The organism is Dictyobacter aurantiacus, assembly GCF_003967515.1.
GTDB classification, from domain to species: domain Bacteria; phylum Chloroflexota; class Ktedonobacteria; order Ktedonobacterales; family Ktedonobacteraceae; genus Dictyobacter; species Dictyobacter aurantiacus.
Genome location: NZ_BIFQ01000002.1, coordinates 14,772 through 37,612, shown reverse-complemented (window position 1 = coordinate 37,612; position 22,841 = coordinate 14,772). Strand labels below are relative to the sequence as shown.

Below are 22,841 nucleotides of genomic sequence, written 5' to 3'. Positions count from 1 at the left end.
GCTGTCTTATTGCCAGGGAAGCTCTTTACGGTTGGATCATCTGCATGAATTCGGCGCGCAGATCACGGTCGGTACGGAAGGACCCGCGCATGACGGATGATGCCATCACGCCGGGGGTACGAATCCCTCTGGCCGACATACACAGGTGTTCGCCTTTGATTATCACTGCGACATGATTGGTGCCGGTGATACGACTGACCTCATCAGCGATCTGCTGACCCAGCCGCTCTTGAATCTGCAGATGGTGCGTGAACTGATGGGTAATACGCGCGAATTTTGAGAACCCCAGCACTTTATCGCTGGGAATATAGCCAATGGCGACATCACACCACATTGGCAACAGGTGATGCTCACAGAGAGAGAAGACACGCATGCCTGAGACGCAAACGATCTGATCGGTTGAGGCAGCGCTAAAGGTGGTCTCGGTCGTTCTGTAACGTACCATGGTATCGGGACTCATCTGTATTCCCATATACGAGAAGAGTCGAGATCCAAGCTCGCCTCCAACCAGAAGTGCAAACACATCAACCAACGTCGTAAGTCGCATGGTGTGTCGCGAAGCAAAAGCAACAACGTTGGATAATCGTTCTGCAAATGTGGTCTTTGGGCACAAGGTATTGAGGCAACGAAAGCGTCGGACGCGTAACCTTAGTTGGACTGCGTTCCCGCTCATGGGAAGATCGTAGGGACAACGTTGATACCAACTATAAACACGAGAAGAAGTGTGTTGGCAGAAGGGACAGATCGCCGTCGCCTGCTGTGATGTGGCTGTAACACGTATATGATTATTGGTGGGAGTAATATCCGTGATCAGAAGACCAGCAAGTGAAAAAGGAAGAGCAACCATTGGAAAACATCCTTGTCTGTAAAAATATGTCTCTCTTTCTACGAACGACGGTTGCAGTTCCTGTTATTGCTGAGCACGATTTGTGCGGGAGAACCGGTGTTCTGTGCTCCAGTGGCTACAAATATCGTTGAATCAAGTAAGAAAAACTCCTTGTTCTTCGAACTCGATATTTCTGCTCTTCAAGTAATCAATAACTTCGTTGAGCATATTTTGAACAATAATTCTTAATTCGCCAACTTCTTGTTGTGTTGTAGTAGTGATGCTTTTTCCAAGTACCTGAAAAGAAGAGAAATTTATTGGAAGGCTCATGGCTTTTTCTGGCAAAGAGATTGCACTGGTATAAAATGTTTTATTTATGAGGCCAAGAAAGGAAACCATTTTCGTAAATAGGTGATACGCATTGTAATTGACTTGCTCTGTTGTGCCATAGTATGTAGTGTTGATAAATTTATTGCATTCTTCATAAATCTGCTCTACAAAAAGCTGTTTAACATAGGGGTCAAAATTTCTTGTAACTACCTCATCAAAAATAGCTTTGAAGGAGAAAAATAAATGGCCATCATCATAAATAGGCAAAGCAGACACAAATTTACCAACGAGAAGAGGCCACCGTATATTAATGCTTGTTATTTTGCTTAATACAATATCCTGACTGAATATATCAATAGTATATTTTAGTCCATTCACAATAGCATTGTAGTCATAAGCTATCTTTTCACCTTGAACGATTGCAACCATGTCTACATCAGAGAAATCTCTATCTTCACCTCTGCTGATCGAACCAGAAATTGCAACTGCAAGCAATTCTTCACTATATCTACTTTGTAATTTTACTAATATTTCCTGAGCTAGTTCTAATCGCTCTTCGCGCGTTTTCTTTCTTGGATAATTCATCTTTTATCTCCTAACGGTAATTCCGTAGGGATAGGGTTTGCCCTGTCCGCGTTTATTACCGTAGAATCATGAAATAATCGAATGCCTTTATGCCAGTGTGCTGCTAACTCCATCCTGTTTCCTGTTCAAATAGTGAAACAGACGTTCCCATGCTTACTTTCATCTATCGCGTGCCTCTCATCAGGCATGAGCGCTCAGTCATTCTGTGCCTGATTCCTGCTCAACACTCCTCTGACAAAGCCTACGTGAGACGGTGGATGTGATAACGCAAGCAATTCTTGAGCAGATCTTCCCGCCTCTTCCTCAAAAGCAGGCGCCCACTATTCTGGCCTATCTATTCAAACAGACAGCTTGTTTGGTATTGCTGAAGAGGACAGAGACGCCTGTTCTTGTGCCCAGGCCGATGCTGTTTGCATAAACCATTTTGCGCCTGGGGATGCCAAATCCTGCGATTTAATGGCAAAGCCAAGCTGCATATAACGAGGGGGAGCGAGTGGAATCAGAGCTATTCCCTCCATCTTTTCTGGAAGCATCATACGAGGCAGCAGCGAGATACCCAGCCCTTCACGAACCATAGCAAGAATGGTGGTCGTATCACTGGCATGGTAGCGAATAGTGGGTCCAGTCCTCCCCCACTCAAGACCTGCCAATTGCAGAAATGCGCATCCCACTCTGGGCATGATAAATGGCTCTTCCCGCAACTCTCTGAGCGTCACTGCTCCCTGCGTATACAGGCGATGGCCAGGTGGGACGATCACATAGAGTTCGCTCGTGCTAATTTGCACACTTTTGATCTCTTTGGCGGGATGCAAAACAAGCCCAACATCAACAGTACCGCTGACAATCCATTCGTACACCTCGTCCAACTTTCCTTCAAAGAGCACCACTTCGATATCTGGATACTCGGCTCGAAAACGCGTGAGTACGCCAGCGAGCAAACGTGGGCAGACAGAGGGGATACTGCCCAGGCACAGTTTCCCGGCGGCCTCACCATGCGCTTCTTTTGCTTCTTGCTTGATAGCCTCTGTTTGTGAGAGGATCACACGAACGTGTGAAAGCATCTTCTCGCCGATCTGAGTCAGTGCAACACCGCCTCTGCGGCTGCGTTCAAAGAGGATGACGCCTAACTCACCTTCGAGTGTTGAGAGGGCATGGCTCACGGCTGATTGCGTCAGGTTGACACTATAGGCCGCTTCCGTGAAACTTCCTGTTTCAGCGAGAGCGACAAAACATTGGAGTTGTGAGAAGTTCATATGAATATCTTTCATAACTTATGACAACTGTGATTTGTGTTCATTGTAACAGATCAGTTATACTTCTGACAAGTAAGGAGTGAGTCTCTACTCTTTCACGCTCATACAATTGTACAGGGCATAGATGAACCATACAATCATCATTGAATGCCTCTCAAATAAGGATATTTCGATGCGTTTACAAGGGAAAGCAGCTCTCGTTACCGGAGCTACCTCAGGAATTGGACAGGCTATTGCTGAAGCCTTCGCCTGCGAAGGGGCACAAGTGGTCATTGGGGGACGGAATGAGCGACGTGGAAAGAAGGTAGTCGAGACGATCCGAAGTGCCGGTGGATCTGCCGCATTTTTTGCCGCCGATCTGACATCAAAAACTGCTATCGACCGTCTGGTGAAAGAGATATACGAGACGTTTGGTCTCGTCGATATTCTGGTAAGTAATGCAGGAATATATCCTTTTGCTGCAACAGAAGAGGTGGATGAGGCAACCCCTGGTGCGGTCATCATGACGAATTTCAAAGGTCCTTTTTTTCTGTCGGCAGCCTTGCTTCCTCAAATGGTAGAGCGAGGATCAGGAAAGGTTGTGAATATTACGACTGCAGGTGCTCATATCGGAGTAGCCGGTGCGGCTCTTTATGGCTCATCGAAGGCCGCTCTCACGCTGCTGACGAAAGCCTGGGCAGCGGAGTTTGGTCCGAGTGGTGTGAATATTAATGCTATTGCACCAGCGGCAACCATTACGCCCGGCACAGCAGGCATGGAAGCGATGGTGGAGTCAATGGCGTAAGCACTTCCGGCGAAGAGAGCAGCACAGCCTGGCGATATAGTTGGAGCAGCCATCTACCTTGCCAGTGATGAATCGAACTATGTTCATGGCGTAACAATCCCTGTTGATGGAGGAACTATAGCCATCTGATCTTTTCGTAAAGGTCACACTTCAGTAGAGGCTTACCTCACTGTTGTGACGTCTTCAGTATAAACGGTGGATGATGTCATACCGCTCCTCGGTAAGCCCGAGTGGCAATATCGACGCACGGCAAGCCAAGCTCAGCGAGGTGCTGCGCGATCCCTCTACGCAGTGGGAAGAGCAGGTGATCCCCTGGTATGGGCAAGGAAGGCGTCGTATGCAGTGGTGCAGTGGGACGTCCTGGTGGCATCGAGCCAAACAGCCTCCCTTGCCCATTCGCTGGGTTCTCATTCGAGATCCAGAGGGCAAGCAGGAACCCAAAGCGTTGGTGTCTACCGATCAGCACGTCAGCCCACTCACGATCATCCTTACCTTTATGCTCCGCTGGAGCATTGAAACCACCTTTGAGCAAACGCGTGCCCATTTAGGCTTTCAAACCCAACGACAGTGGTCCGACACCGCGATTGAGCGCAGCACGCCGCTGCTCTGAGGCACCTACAGTTTGCTCACCTTAATGGGAACGCATCTGCAGAAGCGTGAGCCGATCACGCCAGAGCAGACGGCCTGGTACCACAAATCAGAAGCGACCTTCCATGATGTGTTGGCCTCCATTCGTGTGCAGATCTGGAAGCAGCAGATCAATCTGACAGCTGCCCATGACCCTGCTGTCAGACTGCTCGGGTCATCCGTGCTTGATCGGCTGCTCTTTGCCGCCTGTTTTTAGTTGGAAATGTACAAAGTCGAGCTAATGCTAAAGCTCGTTCACGCAGCGCATATTGGCGAGCAGTGCTTTCCGTATTCTCAAACACCTGCTGGAGGGTGCTTTGACGAACATACAAACACGCGAGACGCTTAAGATGATGGGCTGCCACCTGATGAACCATATCAGCGATCCTCCTGACTGTGATCTGGCTGCTGTCTAAGGAGCTGCACGAGCCGTTGCAGATCTTTCAAACGTAGCACAGCATTGCCATTGGCAACAAGCAGAAAAGGATCGGGCAGGGCGAGACTGGTCCAAGCCAGGGGAAGAGAACGCATCTCTTGTGTTTGTGGATGAGAAAAGAAGACACGTTCCTCTCCCCAGGCAACTCGGTGTGTGAGCAGAGGAAAGGATTGTCCACAGAGAGGATGAAATGGATGAGTAATGGTAAAGCGATGCTCACTATTCAAGTTATCAGGTGTAGTTGACAGTTTGTTCTAATGGTCCCACAGAGGGCTTGGTGAATCGGCTGAAACTCATCAAGCGCTCAATGTATGGACGCGGCAGTTTTGAGTTTTTACGCCAACGGGTGCTCAGGTACACCACGTGTTATGGCTGAGCACCATTTCTGCGGGAGAGCCCTTTTACTGGGTACTTTACAGGTCTTTTTCCCCACTCATCGCAAGCGGCCTCGTGTCGCACGTTTGAATTCTGCGGTGTACACGCGCTGCTTTTTGGCCATTGGACCCTCCTGAGTCGAAGTCTACCACACTTTTCTTCCTCGACTCCACAAAAACGGGGGAAGTCCAATGTGTTCATCATTTTTCTAGCATTTTCCTCACCCGACATTTCCGTTCGGGTTCCCTCCAAAAACGGGTCAATTCCAGCGTGACCTTCTTGAAGAACGCGAAGGGGTGATGCTTTCGCGCAGTAGTCTTCGACGCATCTTAACCCAGGCTGGAGTGCACACACCCACAGCGGCCGTCAAACCCAAGCACCGCTTGCGGCGGCCGCGATATCGGCAAGAAGGATAACTGGTGCAGATTGATGCGAGTCCGCATGCCTGGTTAGAAGATCGGGGGCCTCGGTTGAGCCTGGTGGGTGGCATCGATGATGCCACCGGCAAAGTAGTAGGAGCAATCTTTCGTGAGCAAGAAGATCAGTACGGCTATTTTCAGATCATTGAACAGATCGTAGAGCGCTATGGGTGCCCATTGGCGTTCTATCATGATCGTCATACCATGTTTCCTTCTCTCAGCCAGCAGGCTCGTCAGGACGAGAGCGTCGAGGAACAATTACGGGGAACGAAAACGCCAACGCAGTTGGGACGATTGTTTACGCAATTACGCAGTACATCCATCGCTGCTCGTTCTCCCCAGGCCAAGGGGCGCATCGAACGGCTTTGGGGGACGTTCCAAGATCGGTTGGTGAGCGAATTGCCTCTGGAGAACGCCTGCACGATTGAGCACGCCAATGCGGTGCTGCAGGCGTTTGTTCCTCGCTTTAACGCTCGCTTTGCCATCGCGGCGGCCGAACCGGAGGTGGCGTGGCAAGCGTTTCCGGACGCTCTGCGTCCCCAGGACTGTTTTTGTTGGCAAGAAGAGCGCACCGTAACCAATGACAATACTATTTCCTACAAAGGGCAACGGGTCCAGTTCTTGCCCACTGATCAGCGTCTGAGTTGGGTGCGCTGTCGAGTGCAGGTGCATGAACACTTCAATGGAGATCTGCGAATCGTTTTCCAAGGACAAACCGTGCCTTCTCGTCTTGCTCCCCCTGATCGTGTTGCTTCTGCGCCTTCCAGGACAGTGAAGACGGAAGCGAGAGCCACACCATCACCACAAAGACCGTCACCAAAAGCGGATCATCCCTGGAGAAAGCGTTTCAGCGCTTCCTCTCGCTCATGACATTTTCAATGAACTGAAAGGATGACATTTTCAATGGACGTTGACAGAGCTTTTCTCTTTTTCTCGCCGTCTTGTGGCAGGTGTTGAGAGGGGAGGGAGCGTGCTGTGGTGTCGTGAGCGATGCACAGGAGCCTGGCTCACGGTATCGCCGCCCGAAGGGTGCATCCCGCGGCAGTGAGGGATGCAGGAGTACTAGGACGGGAAGCGGTCGAAGACGAGGGGTGGTGGTCCTGGTTGTCGGGCCTGCCCGATAGCGTCTCACTATCCCTTCCCATCTCGTTCTCCAGCGCGCACAGGCTGCTGTCGCTGTTGCTGGCGATACCTGCGGACTTTCGCGACATTCCCACAACCTGTCATTGTACACCAGCGACGACGATGATTTTTTGTACGGTCAACAAAGAGCCAACTGCACGTGGTGCTCGCGCATTCGCGCACCAAACTTCGTTCCGGAGAGGTAAGGAGTTCGGCAGTTGATCGCATGATGGGCCCAAACATCTGGTCGAGCGCACGCGAGTCGCCTGGCCACTCCCACCTGAAACCATCCGCGACTGAAATGATGCGCCCACCGGCCATAGCTTTGCCAATTTCGGCATTCAGGATAGTCAGGTCAGCCTCTGTTGGCTGCATATCCGTTGCAACGGCGGCAAAAATACGATAGATAACTTCTCTAAGCATGCGAGCGTTTTCGAGCACTACAACGGCTTTGTCAGGATGCAACTCAGCTTCATGGAGAAGATTGATTGCATGTTCTTCAGTTATGGAATGGACCTGTTGACTCCAGGCCACAAAATCATCATAGCTACATAAGTATTCTCGTGTCACTCCGCCGCGTAGCCCGCCAAGCGTGTTGGCAAAATCCAGGCACATGTGCCCACTAATGAATGAAAAGGTCCCCATGGTTGTTTCTCTGGCGTTCATCACATCACTCTCTTTTGCTTATTCGTTGCTGTAACCCTCTAAAGTGCACTTGACAAGTTATCAATGATTTCTTACAATGTAACTATCTACACCTATTTTAGAGAGTTACTCATATTTGTCAAGAGGGAAATCATTGTGGAAAAGCACCCGTTCACCGTACATGTACCCCAAGCCATTCTTGATGACTTGAAGGATCGCCTGGCGTACACCCGCTGGCCTGATGAGGTGGAAAACGCCGGATGGGACTATGGCACCAACCGACACTATTTGAAGAGCCTCGTAGACTATTGGCAACATGAATTTGACTGGCGTGCTCAGGAGAAGAAGCTCAACCAGTTTGCCCACTTTCGTGAGCACATTGACGGTTTAGGCATCCACTTCATTCATGAGCGGGGCCGGGGAGAGAATCCGCTGCCCATTCTTCTTACTCATGGTTGGCCTGGGTCGTTTTTCGAGATGTTCAAACTAATTCCGCTCCTGACTGATCCAGAAAAGCATGGTGGAGATCCAACTGACGCGTTCGATGTGATTGTGCCATCACTGCCGGGATTTGGCTTCTCCGACCGGCCTACCGTTCGCGGAATGGCAACAATGCAAACCGCTGAACTCTGGGCCCGTTTGATGCGAGATGTGCTTGGCTACTCTCATTTTGCTGCAGCTGGTGGCGACATTGGTTCAGGTGTTACCCAGCGCCTGGCTCTGGCTCATCCTGAACTCCTCGTAGGTATTCACCTTACCTACCTTAGCGTGCACGCCTCACTCCCTGAGCAACCCAACCTGTCGGAAGAGGAGCAGCACTATTTGCAGGTGGTCCAGCAGTGGTCTCAGGAAGAAGGAGCCTATTCAGCGTTGCACTCAACGAAACCACAAACGCTGGCGTATGGCTTGAATGACTCACCAGTTGGCCTGGCGGCGTGGATTATAGAAAAATTTCGCGCGTGGAGCGACTGCAATGGCGAGGTGGAACAGCGTTTCAGCAAGGATGAGTTACTCACAAACATTATGCTCTATTGGAGTACGGAAACCATTTCTTCCTCGGTGCGCATGTATTACGAGAATGCTCATACTTTGCCGAAGCTTCGACCAGAGCAACATATTTCTGTTCCCGCAGGCATTGCCCTTTTCCCAAAAGAGATCAGCTTGCCTCCGCGCGAATGGGCGGAGCGCCTCCTACTTGTGCAACGCTGGACAATGATGCCACGAGGGGGGCATTTCGCAGCAATGGAAGAGCCTGAATTGTTAGCAGAGGAACTCCGGGCTTTCTTTCGTCCGTTTCGCTCGGAAAAAACAAATGTGACCATCTCTCCGATGCCACGAAACAGTTAAGGACTCGATGGTCGAGGCAAACGTACCCTCAATGACCCTCCGGGAGGGAGGACGAAGACGCTGACGAAACGGTGCAGGCATGAATGTAAATCCGTCCCATAAAGAGCGTCGCTTGTAGAATCGCTTGGCTTTATCAAGACACCTGATTGGCTACCAACAGTATCATCCAGGTCATTATCAACGCAAGGAAGAAGAAAGGATCAGGGAAAAATACATGTCGCATGAAGAGAACGAATGCCAACCAGTCATCGCCTCTTACCAATCTTCGGAAGAGGCTGCTCGCTATGCAAAGTCGGTTCCAACATCGCAGAATGCCTTTTACAACGCAACACACCTCATGCTAGAGGTCGCAGAAGGGCTGTGTTGCAAAAAATGAGAAGAAACAAGATAAGCGTGGTAGGCCTCTCCATGTTCAGCTTAGGCAACAATGCCAAAGAGTCTAGCGACCAGTGTAGCCTGTCCTTGTACATCTCCTTTGTTCACTCCTTGTACCTGCCCCTTTCTCAGCATGTTCATTACCTCAAATCCTTGGATGGTTCGCCAGGCTGTTTCGAAGGAGAAAAAGCCCATCCCTGGCTTGGTCAAGCGTTTGAGGAAGCGATGATCTTGTTCGATGAGATTGTTGAGATATTTGACCTGCCTCAATCCCATATGCTGAGCCAGCATTCTAGTGGCTTTGAGCTCAGCAATGGCTTTGGGACAGGCCGCGTTCTTGTCGACATTGATCACGCGAGGAATTGACGTGATGATTGTGGTATCAGTCGGAGTCGTAGGTGGAGCCATCTGCTCTGAAATCGGACATGCTTGAGAAGCTGATCGAGCAGTCGATGCGAGCGCTTTGACGAAAAAGCACTTGGCGGACTCGGCATCCCGCGTTGGACGCAAGAGAAACTCGAGGGTATTGCCGTCTGAATCCACGGCACGGTAGAGATACATCCAAACGTTCCTAACCTTGATATACGTCTCATCGACTTTCCAGGAGTTGTTGCAGGCTTTGAGATGCGGTCGGGTGCGTTTCTCCAGTTCGGGTGCGTAGCGTTGGATCCAGCGATAAATCGTGGTGTGATCGACGTGCAGACCCCGTTCCATCATCATCTCTTCAAGGTCACGATAGCTGAGCGAATAGCGCAGATACCACCTGACGCACAAAAGAATGATGTCGGCCTGGAAATGACGCCATTTGAACACGTTTTGCATGGTGAGAACCATCTTCTTTTCAGTTTTTGGCTCTATCCTATCAGATGAGGTTCTTTTTTTGCAACAGAACCCAATTGAAGCGGCAGCACGCTTCTGTTGTGCCTTCGAAGAATTGCGCAATTATCTCCGTCCTCACCTTATAGGCGAAGCGGTCTCTCTCCTGGAACTGCGACAGGCTTTTCTCCAGCGTCTTACTGCTCTCCAGATAGCGATACAAGCAGCTTCATAGTTAAACCCACGACATGCGCAATGAGATTGGGGATGTCTTCATCCATTCTCTGCGACACGGGCGAGAACACACTCCAAATGGGAACGACGAACGAGCCACAAGGGGCTTTACTGAGGAGTTGCAGCTAGGGCAAGATCACGTGTCAATTCTGCTTGTCCCAAATGCTCAGCGGCATGTCTTGCCACCACAATCAAGATATCCAGCCCGGTGATCGAGCCACGCCGGGGATGAAGATGTTCCCGCGCTAAGTCCTGTGAGGAAAGGCTCAGAAGCGCCTGCTGCAATTGTTCACGTAAGCCATTCCATCGGAGAATCAAGGTATCTGTGGAGGAGCCTTCCATCAGAAATTCCTGCTCGCGATTACGCTGACTCGGCTGGTCAAACAGCGTCCAGAGGAGATTTTCTTCCGCATTGCCAAGTGTATGAGCAACTAAGGCGTACAGGCTGTTGGCATGCGGAACAGGGGGATGCCAATTGAGCTGAGTTTCGTCCAGCCCATCAAGGCAGTGCACCAGGCGATCGAGCGAACTCAAAATATAACGGCAAAAGAGGATGGCCTCACGGGATGGGGATTGTGACATGAGTGGTTCACCTTTCTCTCGTTCTCTCCCTATTGTAACACATCCTTTCCTTTCATCGCGATGGGCATGCGCTTGTTGCCCGCTGCCTCTCCGGCTCGTGGTGGTTTGCCAGGCTGAAGACGCGTTTCCATGCAGGAGGCATGCCTCGAGCCCTGCCAACAGGTCACTCACAAAGAGCGAGAGAAGAAGCCTGTTGAGAACCGTTTTTGCTGGTGTTCGCCCTATGCTACGGTAAGACCCAGCCAGGTGGCAAAGCCCACCGGGATACCGAACAGCTTGAGTGTGAGCTGACCAGCCGTGTTGGGACGAGTGTTGCGAGCTAGGCGCTCATCCCATGAGAGGCGGTAATGGGCACGCTCAGCCCGAGAGAGGATCGGAGGGGGAGCGGTCGGAGGGGGCGGAAGAACTGGCCCTATCTGGAATGTCCAGGCGTTGGCGGTGCAGACGCAAACAGGCCCGCCGTTGATGGCGTCGGGGCCAGTCCCGCCAGAGCAGCGGAGCCGATCCCACCGACAAGGGATGAAGCAGGATGCTCACTTGGCGCGGTTTGGCTGTTGCGCATCCACTCCATTGGCACTGCTCGCGCAAGGAACACGGACGGCAGTCGCGGATACTGGCAGAATAGACCACCCGCAGACTGCCATCACGCTCTCGCCGTTGTTCATGAGGGACCAGGGCGCTCCCTGCTGGACAGTGCAGGGTCCCATCTGGTTGGAGAGGGAAGTCGGCTCCTGTGAAGCGACCAGCTTTCCAGGACGTCGCGGTGGCAGGTGGGGCGTACCCCGAAGCGAGTGTGGAGGCAGCAAGTGAGGCGGGGGCATTCTGCTCCGGGAGAGCAGGCGCAAACTCGGTGGTGCGCACTGATTCAGGATGCAGCTTGTGCCCCAGTTCGAGTCTGAGGTTCCAGGTCCACTGCGAGATCACTTGCCAGGCTTCCTGTCCCCAGGCCGAGTGACTACACCAGCGGTCCGGATCTTGCTCGATGTCTTCATCTTCCAACGCCGTTTCAAAGGCGCCGCGGTGCAGGTAGAGAGACACCACATCAGAGGCGGTAAAGCCACTCTGGGGCAGATTGGTCAGGAACAGTTCATAGACGACTCCATTGCGGATAAGCCCGACCTGGCGCTTCTTTTTCGCGCGTGTCGGGGCTGGGTGTGTGGCCACGATGACGCGAACGAGTGGGCCGTCCTCGCCCAGGCACTGGTCTGGACAGTCGTAAAGCGCGCGGCAGACCCCACTTTCTGCGCTGTTCAGGTGCTGATCAGCAGGCAGGTGCAAACGCGCCTGGACGTCGGCGCGATCGAGGAGGCTGTAATCTTTCCCGCGCGTAACATACGAGCAATCAGCCAGATCGGCGACGACCGCTCGCGTCCCATATTGGCCATCGAGGCGCACCAGCGTTCGCTCGGAGGGAAAGTTGTGGGCCTTCACGTACATCTGGACAGCAGTCTTCGCTCGGCGCAGTTCCTCACGATACTGTCCATTCCCAGGGTTGCCGAAACTCGCCACCCACTGATGAGTATGCATCTGCAAGACCGTCGTACGGGTACGAACAGCCTCTCCCCGTTTGCGTCCGGTGTAGCCAGGTGCGCAGAGGGGGCGCAAGCGCCTCTGGGGAGCAGGTCGATCCGGCGTCTGGGGGAGCGCCCGCTGCCGCGCCGCTTCTCGCGTTCCATCTACATCAAAGACGAGCCAGCGATTTCCCTGCCGATCCCACAGTCCGACGTCCTGCTCTTCTGTGGAAAGGCAGCGGGCCAGCAAATCTTCCAGAAAGAGTGTCCGTAGGGCTTCGACCGGTTCGGCGGGGAGCGCCGCTAAAAAGCGACTGAGCGTCGAGGCCGCCAGGCAAGCTGGCGCGTCCAAACAGGGCCATGAAGGGGATCGCAAAGGGATGCACGGCTTCGTAGAATGCCTCCAGGGTCCGCTCACCGCTGATCGCATAGCCGAAGAGCACGGCGAGAAAATCAAGGACGTCGTAGCGTCCGAACCGTCGTCGCGCAAAACGTACGCGCTCATTAATCTTGTTGAAGATTTCTTGCTTCTGCAGGTGGGAAGCGACCAGAGCCACTTCACCCAACCACGATGGGGTTGCAGCCTGCGCTTCCGCAGAGGTCTGGATACAGACCGATCCATCGGCGATACTACTCATGTCGGCCTCCTTGAAGAGATGTGATTGGTTTTCCTTTTCAAGGAGGCACATTTCTCTGCCTATCCGCTACAAAGGTGCGAACTCATTGAGCATGTCGTGGGTTAAACGAGCGAGTGGTGAGCAATTCATTTGTTCGATAAGATTTTCTGCGACCTCAGTTCTGACAGAGCCGCTCCATAACCCTTGCCGATAGAGGGGAAGTGGGAGGGTTGCGTTGACGAAAAGGCCAGCCGCAACCACACCGACAATACTTCCGGCGATCATCATGAAGCCCATGATCTCGGATGCCAAACCTCGTTGCTGCTCTGGCATGGGCGTCTGACACTATCTTAGATGTCACGGTGGGAAGAAGAACGAGCGGAAGAGAGAGCCGCAAGATGTTGAGCAAACGCAGAGCGATACGCATAGAGCGCGGGGGTTCCACCTGTGTGGAGAAAGAGAAGCGTGTCCTCTTTTGAGAAACGGCCCTGACGCACTAAACCAATTAACCCCGCAGCTCCCTTGCCCGCATAGACCGGATCAAGCAGAATGCCCTCAAGCCGAGCAAACAGCGAAACCGCTTCGACCATCTCTGGGGTTGGGACTCCATACCCTGGCCCGGCATACCCTGCGATGATCTCAATGCGCTGATCAAGCTCCTCTGGCTTCTGACGGAGAAAGGCTGCAAGCTCATGTGAAAGATGTACTACATCTCGGCGCACCCGCTCGGGATCTGCGTCGATGTCAACCCCAAGGATGCGTACTGTCGGCAGTAATATGGCGGTGCCAACGACTAAACCGGCTTGCGTGCCACTGCTTCCGCTGGCGTGGACGATCGCGTTGAAAGAGAGTGCGTGCGACTGCATCTGCGTGGCCAATTCCAGCACACAGTTGACATATCCAAGCGCTCCCAGAACATTGGAGACCCCATAGGGAATGATGAAGGGTTTCTTACCTTGTTGTCGGAGCTTGTCTGCAATGCCTTGCATGACGACAACGCGATCCTCTTGGATCGAGCAGGGATAGGCTTTCATTCCGAAAAGCGCATCCAGGAGCATATTGCCGCTGTCCGGGTAGTCCGGATCGACGTTGGGAACACGATCGGTGATGATAGCTGCATGAAAGTCGAGCCCCCATTTCGCCGTAGCCGCAGCAATCTGGCGCACTGCGTTCGATTGCACCACACCAGCCGAAACAATCGTGTCTGCCCCTTGCGAGAGCGCTTCGGCCAGAACAAACTCCAGTTTGCGTACTTTGTTGCCTCCCAGCCCCAGGCCGGTTAAGTCATCACGTTTCACGTAAATGCGCGGTCCTTGAAGATACGCTGTGAGGCGCGGACAATACTGTACTGGCGTCGGTAGTTCCGCAAGGCGGATACGAGGTGTTGCCAGGAGGATATCCAGCATAGATTCTGCCTTTCAGAAGAAGCGGTTCAGAGGTGAAAAACTGAACGGACAATGGATAAAAAGCGATGGATCGAGGGTCATGCCAGCCAGCGCTGAAGTGCGTCCTCGTTCCACTCCAGACCGCAGCCGGGACGATCAGGAATCATTGCATACCCATCCTTGATGTGTATTGGTTCCCTCAGAATGGGACCGGCGTGGTCCAGATATTCGAGCCACTGGCAGGTTGGCGTGACGCCGAGCAGATGAGCGCTGAACTCAGGGAAGGTATGACTGGAAGCAAGCAGACCCACGCTCTCGGCCAGGGCTGCTGCACGAAGCCAGCCCGTCACCCCTCCCAGTTTCATCACGTCAAGCATGACATAATCGGAGGCGTGCGCCGCGATGCTTTTTGCCATATCGTGTGGTCCCCACCAATTTTCACCGAGTTGGATCGCGGTACGGGCTGCTGCTGCGATCGAGGCGTGCCCCTTGAAGTTATCGGCTCGGGTGGGCTCCTCAATCCAGAAAAGCTGTTCTTCGTCGAGCACGCGTATCCACTCAACTGCCTCCGCCACTGAGAGGCTCTGATTGTAATCAACCATCAGCTTGATCCCGGTGCCGACGGTTCGCCGTACCGCGCGGATCGTAGCAAGATCCTCCGCGAGATCGCCCCATCCAATCTTGATTTTGAGCGCGGTGAAACCGAGGGCAAGCAATTTCTCAGCTTCTGCCGTAGCCCCCTGCGGACTCATCGTTCGCAGGCTGGCATAGGCCGGAATCGGCCTGGGCTCACCGCCCAGCAACGTCACGAGCGGTACTCCACATGCCCTGGCACGCGCATCCCAGAGCGCCATGTCGATGCCCCCCATAGCCATAGCTGTCAAGCCCTGTGGACCCAGGAGACGAAAGTGCCGCTGGAGTTTCTGTTCGACAGGAATCGGTGCGGCAGCCTCGTCTCTGAGCAGCTCCTCAAGATTGGCGATGAGCTGGACCAGCGGTTGGAGGGCTCCTGGTGTGTAGCAGCGTATATAGCTGTGGCCGGTGATGCCTTCCTGGGTCGAGAGATCAACCAGGACTAGCGGCGTGGTGTTCATGACTCCACTCGCTGTCTGGATAGAACGGTCAAGCGTCAGATTGAGTCCGCGAGCGCGGATCGCTCGGATGGTCAAGCGGGCAGTGCTGTCCATGAGAAGCAGCTCCTTTCGAGGCGTGTGAGCCCAACGGCTCAAGCGTTTCCGCAAACTGGAGAATGGTGGTCCATTTCTTGTTCCAAATGCAGAGAAAGCGAGCACCGAGAGACGCCTTCACTGCTCATCCTGAGGCACGCGTTCGCGTTCCGCCCAGCGCAGAGCCCAGTCGTTGAGAGGAGCAAGGGAGTGCAAAAGGATGGCTCCTTCCTGAGTCAACGTGTAATCTGCCTGTTCATTCTGCTGAACAATGCCTGCTTCCTGCAATTCGCTAAGCCGTTGGGAGAGCACACTGGGAGACATCGCATCACAGCGGTCTTGCAGGGCTCGAAAGCCAGCGCTTCCATCCTGCAGTTCCCACAGAATACGCAGGGCCCATCGGCGTCCAAGCAGGTCAAGTAGCGCCATGATTGGACGCCCCGTCCACGATCCCCAGACGGGCTTTCCCGGTTTCGGCAGCGTCATTTGAATACCTCTTGTGCTTCGATTTCCGAAGTGGTAGACTATCACTGCTACGGAATTCGTAGCAGTGATAGTCTACCACCTTTTTGAGCAGGAGACAAGGCTGGCAGTCACCCCAAAAAGCGTGAAGGAAAAAGAGTTGACCCATGTCTCTCGACCACCCTCCTCGTATTGCCCCACTTGCGCCACCCTATGGCCCGGATGTCGCCGCCGCCTTGGCCAAATGGATGCTAGCAGGCTCGCTGATGGAACCACTCAAGCTGTTTCGCACCTTGTATCAGAATCCTCACCTCAGCAGTCGTATTCGTCCTCTAGAGCGCTGTACATAACTATTGAGCCACCTCATCAAAAGAAGGAAGTGGATAGCCACAATGAGTAAACCAACCGAGAGCATCAGCCTCAGTGACCAAGTCCAACGCCTGGGCGATTGCCTCTTGCAGAGCTTCACGCGTGCGAGCTCCTTGTCGGCGCAAAAAGGTTTTCACTTTGGAGAACGCTTCTTCAATCGGCGAAAAATCAGGAGAGTAGGCAGGCAAAAACAAGAGTTGGCATCCTCTCGCTTCGATCGTCATCCTCACCTTCTGCCCCGGGTGAATGGAAAGGTTATCCAGAATGACGATTTGTCCAGCTTTGAGACTGGGGGCAAGGACCTGTTCAATGTAGATCTCAAAGGCGCTGCTATCGGCGGCCCCATCCAGGATCATGGCTTCTCCTATGCCAGAGAGAGACAAGGAAGCAATCAGAGTCATCGTCGCGCCGTAATTGCGGGGCACCTTGCCGATGGCTCGCTGCCCTCTGGGGGCATATGCATACAGCGGGGTCATGGCGATATGGGAACCCGTTTCATCCACAAAGACCAGATCGCGGCTGCTCAGGCTCCTGGCACGTGTGCGCCAAGCGGCACGTTCTGCTTCTTTTTGTTCGCTGGCCCTCAACGACTTTTTTTTCGAGTCCAGCCAAGGGCCTGTCTGGCACGCGTGATTGAGGCTGTGCTGACCTCGATCCCGTGCGTCTCTTTGAAAAGCCTGCAATGTTCTTCCCGGCTCACATCGGGATGGGCTTGTAACTGGATGAGCAAATGAGCCTGCAACACGGCTCCTTTGACCGCAGGCCGACCTGGAATGTTCTTGGGTTCGACATGACCGGTCTCTCGTCGTTGCTTGAGGTAGCGTTTGATGGTTGCCACGGAGATAGCGAAGGTTTCTGCCACTTCGCTTTGACTCGCTCCGGCATCGATCGCTCGCAGCACTCATTGTCGTAAATCTTGTGAGTAGGCTTTCATACATGCAGTCTATCATAGCTCAAACCTTATGTACATTGCTCTAGTCTTAACTTGACGCCTATGCTCTTTTTGCCTGATCCTACCAGATGAGGTTTCTTTTTGCAATACAGCCACTTGCATCCCTCCCCTGTAACGAAACGTGGTCTTGTCGAGACTAAAGAGTGTACCTGAACAGATGCTTCCCATCAGCATACTCGTTCTCCCTATTCGCATGTTAAGAGGCTGAGGGAAGAATCTTTTGGGCGTTCGGGCTACACAATAACCTGACATACTGTTGAGAGTATGAGTATGGACAACCTTTACCAAATTGAAAAGTGAGGAAATTCACATGTCCCGTTTTATCCCTGTCCGGCGCGTCTGGCAGATCGCCCTGGGGCTGTTTGCGCTGGCGCTTGTCGTGACCGCCCTGACTATGCCTTTGCTTCATGCCAGAGCGTCCACACGCACCACCAGGTTGCAGTTGAGTGATACGCTGCTCGATCCGAGCAAATTCGTTGTGAAGAGCACACTTCAGATTGACCTGACGCGCGGCACCGCAACCCTTCCTTTGCATCGGGGCCAGTACCAGGGCCAAACCGTCTGGTATATCATTACAGATGCCTCAGACTTTGGTCTCGCGCATGACCTGGGGGCGAACTATGCACCGAAACTGGCCAATGTCCCGGTCGGTTGCCCCGAATGTGTGCAGAATGTCACTCTCACCACGCCGGCCAATAACAAATTCGGCGATGCTATTGTCAACTTTGCCGGGATTCCTGATTTCCGTCCAACCCGCCAACTACAAGCGGCCCCTGCCCCTAACGCCTTTCCGCCCGTCGTCGCACAGCCGGGTGCCGTCGCAGGCCCTGGCTATTCCCCGTTTATCCGCATTCTCGGTTCTCCTGTGATCTATAATGCACCGATCGTGGCCGTGGGGAACGGGCCATTTGATCTTTCCCATCACACGAACACACATGATCGAGTGGTGGGCATTGATACCCAGAAAGGAACCGTTGAATTGCTGTTGGTCAATGGGTTTGATGCCCACCAGCCCATCCTGTATCTGAGCACCGATGCTTCGACGCCGCTGGCAGCCACGCTTGAACGGGCCATTTATGTTCCAGTCCTCAACAAGCTGTCGTTCCTGGGCGGAGATGATTTCCTGGGCTCAGCGCGGGAACGCATCTTTGGGCTCATCAATGGCCAGACTGGCGCCACGAATCCACAGGCCCAGGGCTTTAATCATCTCCTGTTGGATACGGGGGCAGCCCTCGACGCAACTCCGGAGAATATTGGGACAGGGAAAGCGATCGACCATGCCGACCCGCTCAACGTGCAGGGGGACTTTCCAACCTTAGCCGATCCCATGCATGCCAATGCGTATAGCCCTGCCTGGGATTTGCAACTGGGCCAGTGGACAAACGCTGCGGTGTCTCAGGGTCTCAACACCCGCCAGACCGACGAGAACGACATCCTCAATCTGGTCAATCAGGGATTGATCACCGGGCCAGGAGGAGCACCGTTTGGCTCAGTGGGGATTGTCATCAACTGCCCGCCGATTGCCTTTCTGAATGAGGCCCCAACCAACCCCTAGACAACCTGTGTTCCCATGGCATTTTTCCCTCCACGAGAGGATTCGAATCTGATCCTCCTGACACACGTGGCGGGGCTCCTCGATCGTCGAGGAGCCCCGCCACGTGTGTCAGCTTGAGGCATGCCCATGTTTCTCTCGCTTGCTCTGTGCTACCACAGTTGCGCTCTTCCGACTGAAAATTGGCGACGAGAGAACCGTGGTACTGAAGAGCGGGGCCGATGGCCATCCACCAATGCCAACGATCTTCTGGCGAGACGATGGATGGTGATAGTACTGCTCGCTTGTGCACCAAGCCGATAGGAAGTCTCGCTGCTAGCGTTGTACATATCCACTATTCCGCCAGTTAGAAAGCAAAGAGGGATGCTACACGAGAAAAAACTGCTCCTGAGTTCAAACGAGTGGCAATTGATAGACCTGCTTCAGAAAGGGAATGAGGACGCGTTCGTGGCGTTGATCGATCGTTACCAAACGACCATGCTTCGTTTGGCCATGCTGTATGTTCCCGAGCGTGCCATCGCGGAAGATGTCGTTCAAGATGCCTGGATAGGAGTCCTGCGGGGACTCAAGCACTTTGAGAGGCGCTCATCGCTCAAAGTTTGGATCTCTCGCATTCTCATCAATTGTGCCAAAACCCGCGCCTTACGTGAGAAACGCTCAGTTCCCTTCTCTTCGCTCCTGGGTCCAGACGTCATATTAAATGAACCGACAGTAGATCCCGGCAGATTCTCGCCGCTCGATTCTCCGTCACCAGGAGCCTGGACAAGTCTTCCAGCAAACTGGAACGAACTGCCTGAGGAACGGTTCCTTTCACAAGAAACCCATCGACAGCTAGTCGCAGCCATCCAAGCGTTACCCGCGAGCCAACGGACCGTTCTCACCTTGCGCGACCTTGAGGGGTGGACTTCAGAAGAAGTCTGTAACGTTCTCGATATTTCTGAGTCTAATCAGAGAGTACTGCTTCATCGGGCGCGCGCGAAAGTCCGCCAAGCCCTTGAGCGATCCTTCACTGAGCACGAGACCCTAAAGGAGAAATGACATGGATCGCTGGTTTCGCAAAGTGTTCGCATACCTGGTAGCGAAAAAAAGGATGGCCAACGGAACCCTAACCCGGAGGCTCACCTGTCAGGAAGTCGTGGAACTGGTGACGGAGTATCTGGAAGGGGTCCTGGCCCCAGCGAAGCGCCTCCAATTTGAGCAGCATCTTGCAGGCTGTCCTGGCTGCGCGAATTATCTAGAACAGATGCGTTTGACCATACGCATGATCCGCCAGATCACGCCAGAGCCGGTTGATCCGGAAAGAAAAGCAGATGTGCTGCGAATCTTTCGGCAGTGGAAACAAGATGAACAGTAGAGAGCGTCGCTGATGGGTCATGTGGCGAAGAAGGGGGGCTGTTATCTATCGTGGTGAATGCTGAGCATATGCATGCTGCCGAAATGGCTCATTGCTGCTGTGATTGCCACGATGGGACAGGAACCCCGCATTGAGTCGGAAAAAGCGAGCCATATGAAGACGACCAACAGGCGACGTGTTTGTTGGTTTTAAGCGGGGAGTGTCCCGATTAGGATGCTCTCCTATGTGAAGAGGAGAAGGAGAAAACGATGACCAGAGAACACGTGCCCTTTGAGCAGGAACTGCAACGCAGCATCCAGAAACTGCAAGAAACGTCGCAGACGCCCGTTGCAATACGTGCGATCTTCCAGCAAAACACCGCGGCGCTTGTCCAATCAGGGATTGCTGAGCATGCGAAACAACGAGGGGAGGCAGCGCCAAATTTTGCATTGCCCAATGCGAGGGGAACGATCCTCAAGCTTTCTGATCTGCTGTCCCGAGGACCAGTAGTCCTGACATTCTATCGAGGAGCATGGTGCCCCTACTGTAATCTGACACTGCGCGCCTATCAAAAACATCTGCCCGAGATACAGCAGCGCGGAGCGACCCTGGTGGCCATCTCTCCCCAAACGCCCGATCATTCCTTGGCGACTGCGGAAAAATGGCAGCTTGAGTTTGAAGTGTTAAGCGACGAAAGCAATCAGGTGGCGCGCGCGTATGGCCTGGTGTTTCGCATGTCTGAGGAGCTACGCACGCTCTATCAGCGTTTTGACAACGACCTGGAAGCGTACAATGGGGATTCCTCCTGGGAACTCCCAATGCCGGGAACATTTGTAATTGCGCAAGATGGCACGATCCAGCTCGCTTTTGTTGATGCAGATTATACCCATCGCCTGGAGCCTGCAGAGATTCTTGATGCGCTCCACTTGATTCATAAGTAGCATAGGCCTACCAGTGTTTTTCGTCGGAAACAGATGATGTGCCATATAACTGAGGTTGATCTTGCCCATTTTCTTCTTCTCTGCGCTTGAAAATTGGATTTCTCTCTTCAGTAGAACGTGATCAATCGCGGCTTGGCCAAAGATTGAGCAGTTGATCTCATTTCGTCACTTCAAGGCACATACCTGTTGACCAATAGCTCGCGTTCACCTGACCTGCTGGAACAAAAACTCCAACGATTGGAAACAGGGGTTCGCACTTTGTAGCATATGGCACAAACCACTTTTTATCATCATAAAAAGGTAATTGACTAACTAGAATGCAGGAGAACATGATGCGATTAACAAACGATCAGCACTTCCCGACGATTACGGCTTTGCGTGTTGGTGGTGGTGAAATGATGCTTCCCCAGAGTACAACCGGCAAATGGGCGGTATTGCTGTTCTATCGCGGTCACTGGTGTCCGTATTGCCGACAGCAATTGATGGATTTTGAGCGTGCTTTAGAGCAATTTCATGACATAGGAGCCGAGGTCATCGCTCTGTCTGTGGACCCGCTTGAAAAGGCACAGGAGACGGTAACAAAGCATCATCTCACCTTTCCGGTCTTGTATGGCCTGGATGCTCACGACATCGCGCAGAAGATAGGAGCCTCTCTCAACGAAGACCCGCTCTACTTGCAGGCCACTGGATTCGTCTTGCGACCCGATGGCACCATTGCGGTTTCTGTCTATTCCAGTGGTGCGATTGGTCGTCTTGCTGCTGCAGACACCATCAATTTCATCAAATATATGCAGCACTAGACACACGGACAACAGGGTGTGAGTGCACTCTCATCTGTGTCCTCACACCCATTGGTATAAAAAGCGTCTAAACATCTCTCTGTACTATGGACATCGTATCTTCCAGGTCATATCCAGATGACGCTGGAAGAACTGACGACGTTCGCTTTCAAGCGATAACGAAGGGATTGCATCATGAACGAGTTGCAGGAAAAAGTTGCCTTGGTAACAGGTGGCGGACGTGGTATTGGGCGTGCTATCGCGCTTGCATTGGCGCAAACGGGCTGTAATGTTGCAGTGCTAGCGCGTACTCAGGGAGAGATCGAGCAGGTCACCGCTGAAATACAAGCAACAGGACGGCGGAGCTTTGCCATCAGGAGTGACCTCTCGGATGGCAAAGCGATCACTCATGCGTTCGCAGCTATCACGGAAGAGCTTGGTCCGATTGCTATTCTGGTCAACAATGCAGGGGTCGTCGAGCCAATTGGCTCTATTCAAACGATTGATCCTGATGCATGGGCGCAAGCTATCGACATCAATCTCATCGCAGCGTTTCGTTGGATGCATGCCTGTCTCCCGATGATGCTTGAACGCGGTTGGGGACGGATCATCAATATTTCAACAGGGGCAGCAACTGGAACTGGGATGGAGAACAGCAGTGCGTACTCGACAAGCAAAGCAGGGCTTGAGATGCTCACTCGCAATAGTGCGGCTGAACTACGAGAAACAGGCGTGACGGTGAATGCCGTTCACCCGGGTGCCGTTGATACGGCGATGCAGGCACATATTCGTGGCCTACCGATAGAACAAGTCGGGCAGCAAATCTATGATCGTTTCAAAGGCTTGTATGAGCAAGGCACATTGCTTGAGCCATCTCAACCGGCGCGTCTTGTCGTCAATCTGCTCCGGGGAGAGAGTACCGGTAAGATTGTCAGTATCTACGACCAACAAGGGCAAGAATTGCTCAAGCAGTAAGTACGAAAGGGCGTTTGTTCTCTGCAAGATGCTTTCTCAGGGT

At 53.0% G+C, this 22,841-nt stretch carries 26 protein-coding genes and 2 pseudogenes; 14 read left to right on the top strand and 14 right to left on the bottom strand.

The features are described from left to right. Positions 1–25 precede the first annotated feature (25 nt). From folE to KTT_RS24970, 3 genes are all read right to left on the bottom strand, one after another. Entirely contained in the window at positions 26–847 is an 822-nt protein-coding gene (folE, locus tag KTT_RS37995) for a GTP cyclohydrolase I (protein WP_126599913.1), read from the bottom strand. A gap of 132 nt (positions 848–979) precedes the next feature. Then, on the bottom strand, positions 980–1,741 hold the full coding sequence (locus KTT_RS24975; protein WP_126599911.1) for a kanamycin nucleotidyltransferase C-terminal domain-containing protein: 762 nt from the start codon (positions 1,739–1,741) through the stop codon (positions 980–982). A gap of 338 nt (positions 1,742–2,079) precedes the next feature. After that, on the bottom strand, positions 2,080–2,994 hold the full coding sequence (locus KTT_RS24970; protein WP_126599909.1) for a LysR family transcriptional regulator: 915 nt from the start codon (positions 2,992–2,994) through the stop codon (positions 2,080–2,082). A 124-nt stretch (positions 2,995–3,118) separates the two neighbouring features. Here KTT_RS24970 and KTT_RS24965 point away from each other — a divergent pair. From KTT_RS24965 to KTT_RS24955, 3 genes and pseudogenes are all read left to right on the top strand, one after another. Next, positions 3,119–3,907, top strand: a pseudogene (locus KTT_RS24965) (SDR family NAD(P)-dependent oxidoreductase). A 70-nt stretch (positions 3,908–3,977) separates the two neighbouring features. Then, the gene (locus KTT_RS24960; protein WP_126599907.1) at positions 3,978–4,388 is read left to right on the top strand and encodes a hypothetical protein; all 411 of its coding nucleotides are present in this window, start codon (positions 3,978–3,980) and stop codon (positions 4,386–4,388) included. 12 nt (positions 4,389–4,400) lie between these two features. Further along, a complete protein-coding gene (locus KTT_RS24955) occupies positions 4,401–4,622 on the top strand; it encodes a hypothetical protein (protein WP_126599905.1) in 222 nt (73 codons plus the stop codon). Between the two features lie 161 nt (positions 4,623–4,783). Here KTT_RS24955 and KTT_RS37770 read toward each other — a convergent pair whose 3' ends face one another. After that, positions 4,784–5,068 carry a DUF5372 family protein gene (locus KTT_RS37770; protein ID WP_160146124.1) on the bottom strand — a complete coding sequence of 95 codons (285 nt, stop codon included), beginning with the start codon at positions 5,066–5,068 and terminating at the stop codon, positions 4,784–4,786. Positions 5,069–5,094: 26 nt separating this feature from the next. Between KTT_RS37770 and KTT_RS37765 the strand changes: the two are divergent. Further along, a pseudogene (locus KTT_RS37765) lies at positions 5,095–5,217 on the top strand (transposase); the annotation flags it as partial. A gap of 418 nt (positions 5,218–5,635) precedes the next feature. After that, positions 5,636–6,505: an ISNCY family transposase gene (locus tag KTT_RS24940; RefSeq protein ID WP_160146122.1), complete on the top strand. Its 870-nt coding sequence runs from the start codon at positions 5,636–5,638 to the stop codon at positions 6,503–6,505. 261 nt (positions 6,506–6,766) lie between these two features. Here KTT_RS24940 and KTT_RS24935 read toward each other — a convergent pair whose 3' ends face one another. After that, positions 6,767–7,423 carry a CGNR zinc finger domain-containing protein gene (locus KTT_RS24935; protein WP_126599897.1) on the bottom strand — a complete coding sequence of 219 codons (657 nt, stop codon included), beginning with the start codon at positions 7,421–7,423 and terminating at the stop codon, positions 6,767–6,769. Positions 7,424–7,552: 129 nt separating this feature from the next. On the opposite strand from KTT_RS24935, the gene KTT_RS24930 reads away from it, so the two are divergent. Beyond that, positions 7,553–8,749, top strand: coding sequence for an epoxide hydrolase family protein (locus KTT_RS24930; RefSeq protein WP_371864939.1), 1,197 nt, complete (start codon positions 7,553–7,555; stop codon positions 8,747–8,749). A gap of 417 nt (positions 8,750–9,166) precedes the next feature. Here the strand turns inward: KTT_RS24930 and KTT_RS24925 are convergent, their stop codons facing one another. The 3 genes from KTT_RS24925 to KTT_RS24910 all read right to left on the bottom strand — a co-directional run bounded on the left by KTT_RS24925 (position 9,167) and on the right by KTT_RS24910 (position 12,619). Then, complete coding sequence (locus KTT_RS24925) at positions 9,167–9,958, bottom strand: IS6 family transposase (RefSeq protein WP_126599892.1); 792 nt, start codon at positions 9,956–9,958, stop codon at positions 9,167–9,169. Between the two features lie 324 nt (positions 9,959–10,282). Continuing rightward, complete coding sequence (locus KTT_RS24915) at positions 10,283–10,756, bottom strand: DinB family protein (protein WP_126599890.1); 474 nt, start codon at positions 10,754–10,756, stop codon at positions 10,283–10,285. A 357-nt stretch (positions 10,757–11,113) separates the two neighbouring features. Further along, a complete protein-coding gene (locus KTT_RS24910; RefSeq protein WP_235845862.1) occupies positions 11,114–12,619 on the bottom strand; it encodes a hypothetical protein in 1,506 nt (501 codons plus the stop codon). Between the two features lie 28 nt (positions 12,620–12,647). Between KTT_RS24910 and KTT_RS37215 the strand changes: the two genes are divergently transcribed. Further along, positions 12,648–12,929 carry a hypothetical protein gene (locus KTT_RS37215; protein WP_235845861.1) on the top strand — a complete coding sequence of 94 codons (282 nt, stop codon included), beginning with the start codon at positions 12,648–12,650 and terminating at the stop codon, positions 12,927–12,929. Positions 12,930–12,971: 42 nt separating this feature from the next. On the opposite strand, the gene KTT_RS24905 is transcribed toward KTT_RS37215, so the two are convergent. The 4 genes from KTT_RS24905 to KTT_RS24890 form a co-directional block, all read right to left on the bottom strand. Continuing rightward, a complete protein-coding gene (locus tag KTT_RS24905) occupies positions 12,972–13,217 on the bottom strand; it encodes a hypothetical protein (RefSeq protein WP_126599888.1) in 246 nt (81 codons plus the stop codon). A 17-nt stretch (positions 13,218–13,234) separates the two neighbouring features. Then, positions 13,235–14,290 (bottom strand): D-cysteine desulfhydrase family protein, encoded by a 1,056-nt coding sequence (locus KTT_RS24900; protein WP_126599886.1) that lies wholly within the window; start codon positions 14,288–14,290, stop codon positions 13,235–13,237. Positions 14,291–14,367: 77 nt separating this feature from the next. Next, the gene (locus tag KTT_RS24895; protein ID WP_126599883.1) at positions 14,368–15,456 is read right to left on the bottom strand and encodes an enolase C-terminal domain-like protein; all 1,089 of its coding nucleotides are present in this window, start codon (positions 15,454–15,456) and stop codon (positions 14,368–14,370) included. A gap of 117 nt (positions 15,457–15,573) precedes the next feature. Next, positions 15,574–15,921, bottom strand: a complete 348-nt coding sequence (locus KTT_RS24890; RefSeq protein ID WP_126599881.1) for a winged helix-turn-helix transcriptional regulator — start codon at positions 15,919–15,921, stop codon at positions 15,574–15,576. A gap of 143 nt (positions 15,922–16,064) precedes the next feature. Between KTT_RS24890 and KTT_RS24885 the strand changes: the two genes are divergently transcribed. Then, positions 16,065–16,247 carry a hypothetical protein gene (locus tag KTT_RS24885; protein ID WP_126599879.1) on the top strand — a complete coding sequence of 61 codons (183 nt, stop codon included), beginning with the start codon at positions 16,065–16,067 and terminating at the stop codon, positions 16,245–16,247. Here KTT_RS24885 and KTT_RS37210 read toward each other — a convergent pair whose 3' ends face one another. Next, entirely contained in the window at positions 16,248–16,853 is a 606-nt protein-coding gene (locus tag KTT_RS37210; protein ID WP_235845860.1) for an IS630 family transposase, read from the bottom strand. After that, positions 16,850–17,167: a hypothetical protein gene (locus KTT_RS37205; RefSeq protein WP_235845859.1), complete on the bottom strand. Its 318-nt coding sequence runs from the start codon at positions 17,165–17,167 to the stop codon at positions 16,850–16,852. Before KTT_RS37205 ends, KTT_RS37210 begins: the two co-directional genes overlap by 4 nt. A 361-nt stretch (positions 17,168–17,528) precedes the next feature. Here KTT_RS37205 and KTT_RS24875 point away from each other — a divergent pair, with 361 nt between their 5' ends. From KTT_RS24875 to KTT_RS24850, 6 genes are all read left to right on the top strand, one after another. After that, positions 17,529–18,773 (top strand): DUF7482 domain-containing protein, encoded by a 1,245-nt coding sequence (locus KTT_RS24875; RefSeq protein WP_126599877.1) that lies wholly within the window; start codon positions 17,529–17,531, stop codon positions 18,771–18,773. A gap of 405 nt (positions 18,774–19,178) precedes the next feature. Continuing rightward, positions 19,179–19,808: an RNA polymerase sigma factor gene (locus tag KTT_RS24870; RefSeq protein ID WP_218031004.1), complete on the top strand. Its 630-nt coding sequence runs from the start codon at positions 19,179–19,181 to the stop codon at positions 19,806–19,808. Position 19,809: 1 nt separating this feature from the next. Continuing rightward, positions 19,810–20,124: an anti-sigma factor family protein gene (locus KTT_RS24865; RefSeq protein ID WP_218031003.1), complete on the top strand. Its 315-nt coding sequence runs from the start codon at positions 19,810–19,812 to the stop codon at positions 20,122–20,124. A gap of 248 nt (positions 20,125–20,372) precedes the next feature. Next, positions 20,373–21,044 (top strand): peroxiredoxin-like family protein, encoded by a 672-nt coding sequence (locus tag KTT_RS24860; RefSeq protein ID WP_126599873.1) that lies wholly within the window; start codon positions 20,373–20,375, stop codon positions 21,042–21,044. A gap of 329 nt (positions 21,045–21,373) precedes the next feature. Continuing rightward, entirely contained in the window at positions 21,374–21,844 is a 471-nt protein-coding gene (locus tag KTT_RS24855) for a peroxiredoxin family protein (RefSeq protein ID WP_235845858.1), read from the top strand. A 174-nt stretch (positions 21,845–22,018) separates the two neighbouring features. Then, positions 22,019–22,798 (top strand): SDR family NAD(P)-dependent oxidoreductase, encoded by a 780-nt coding sequence (locus tag KTT_RS24850; RefSeq protein ID WP_126599871.1) that lies wholly within the window; start codon positions 22,019–22,021, stop codon positions 22,796–22,798. Positions 22,799–22,841: the final 43 nt, after the last annotated feature.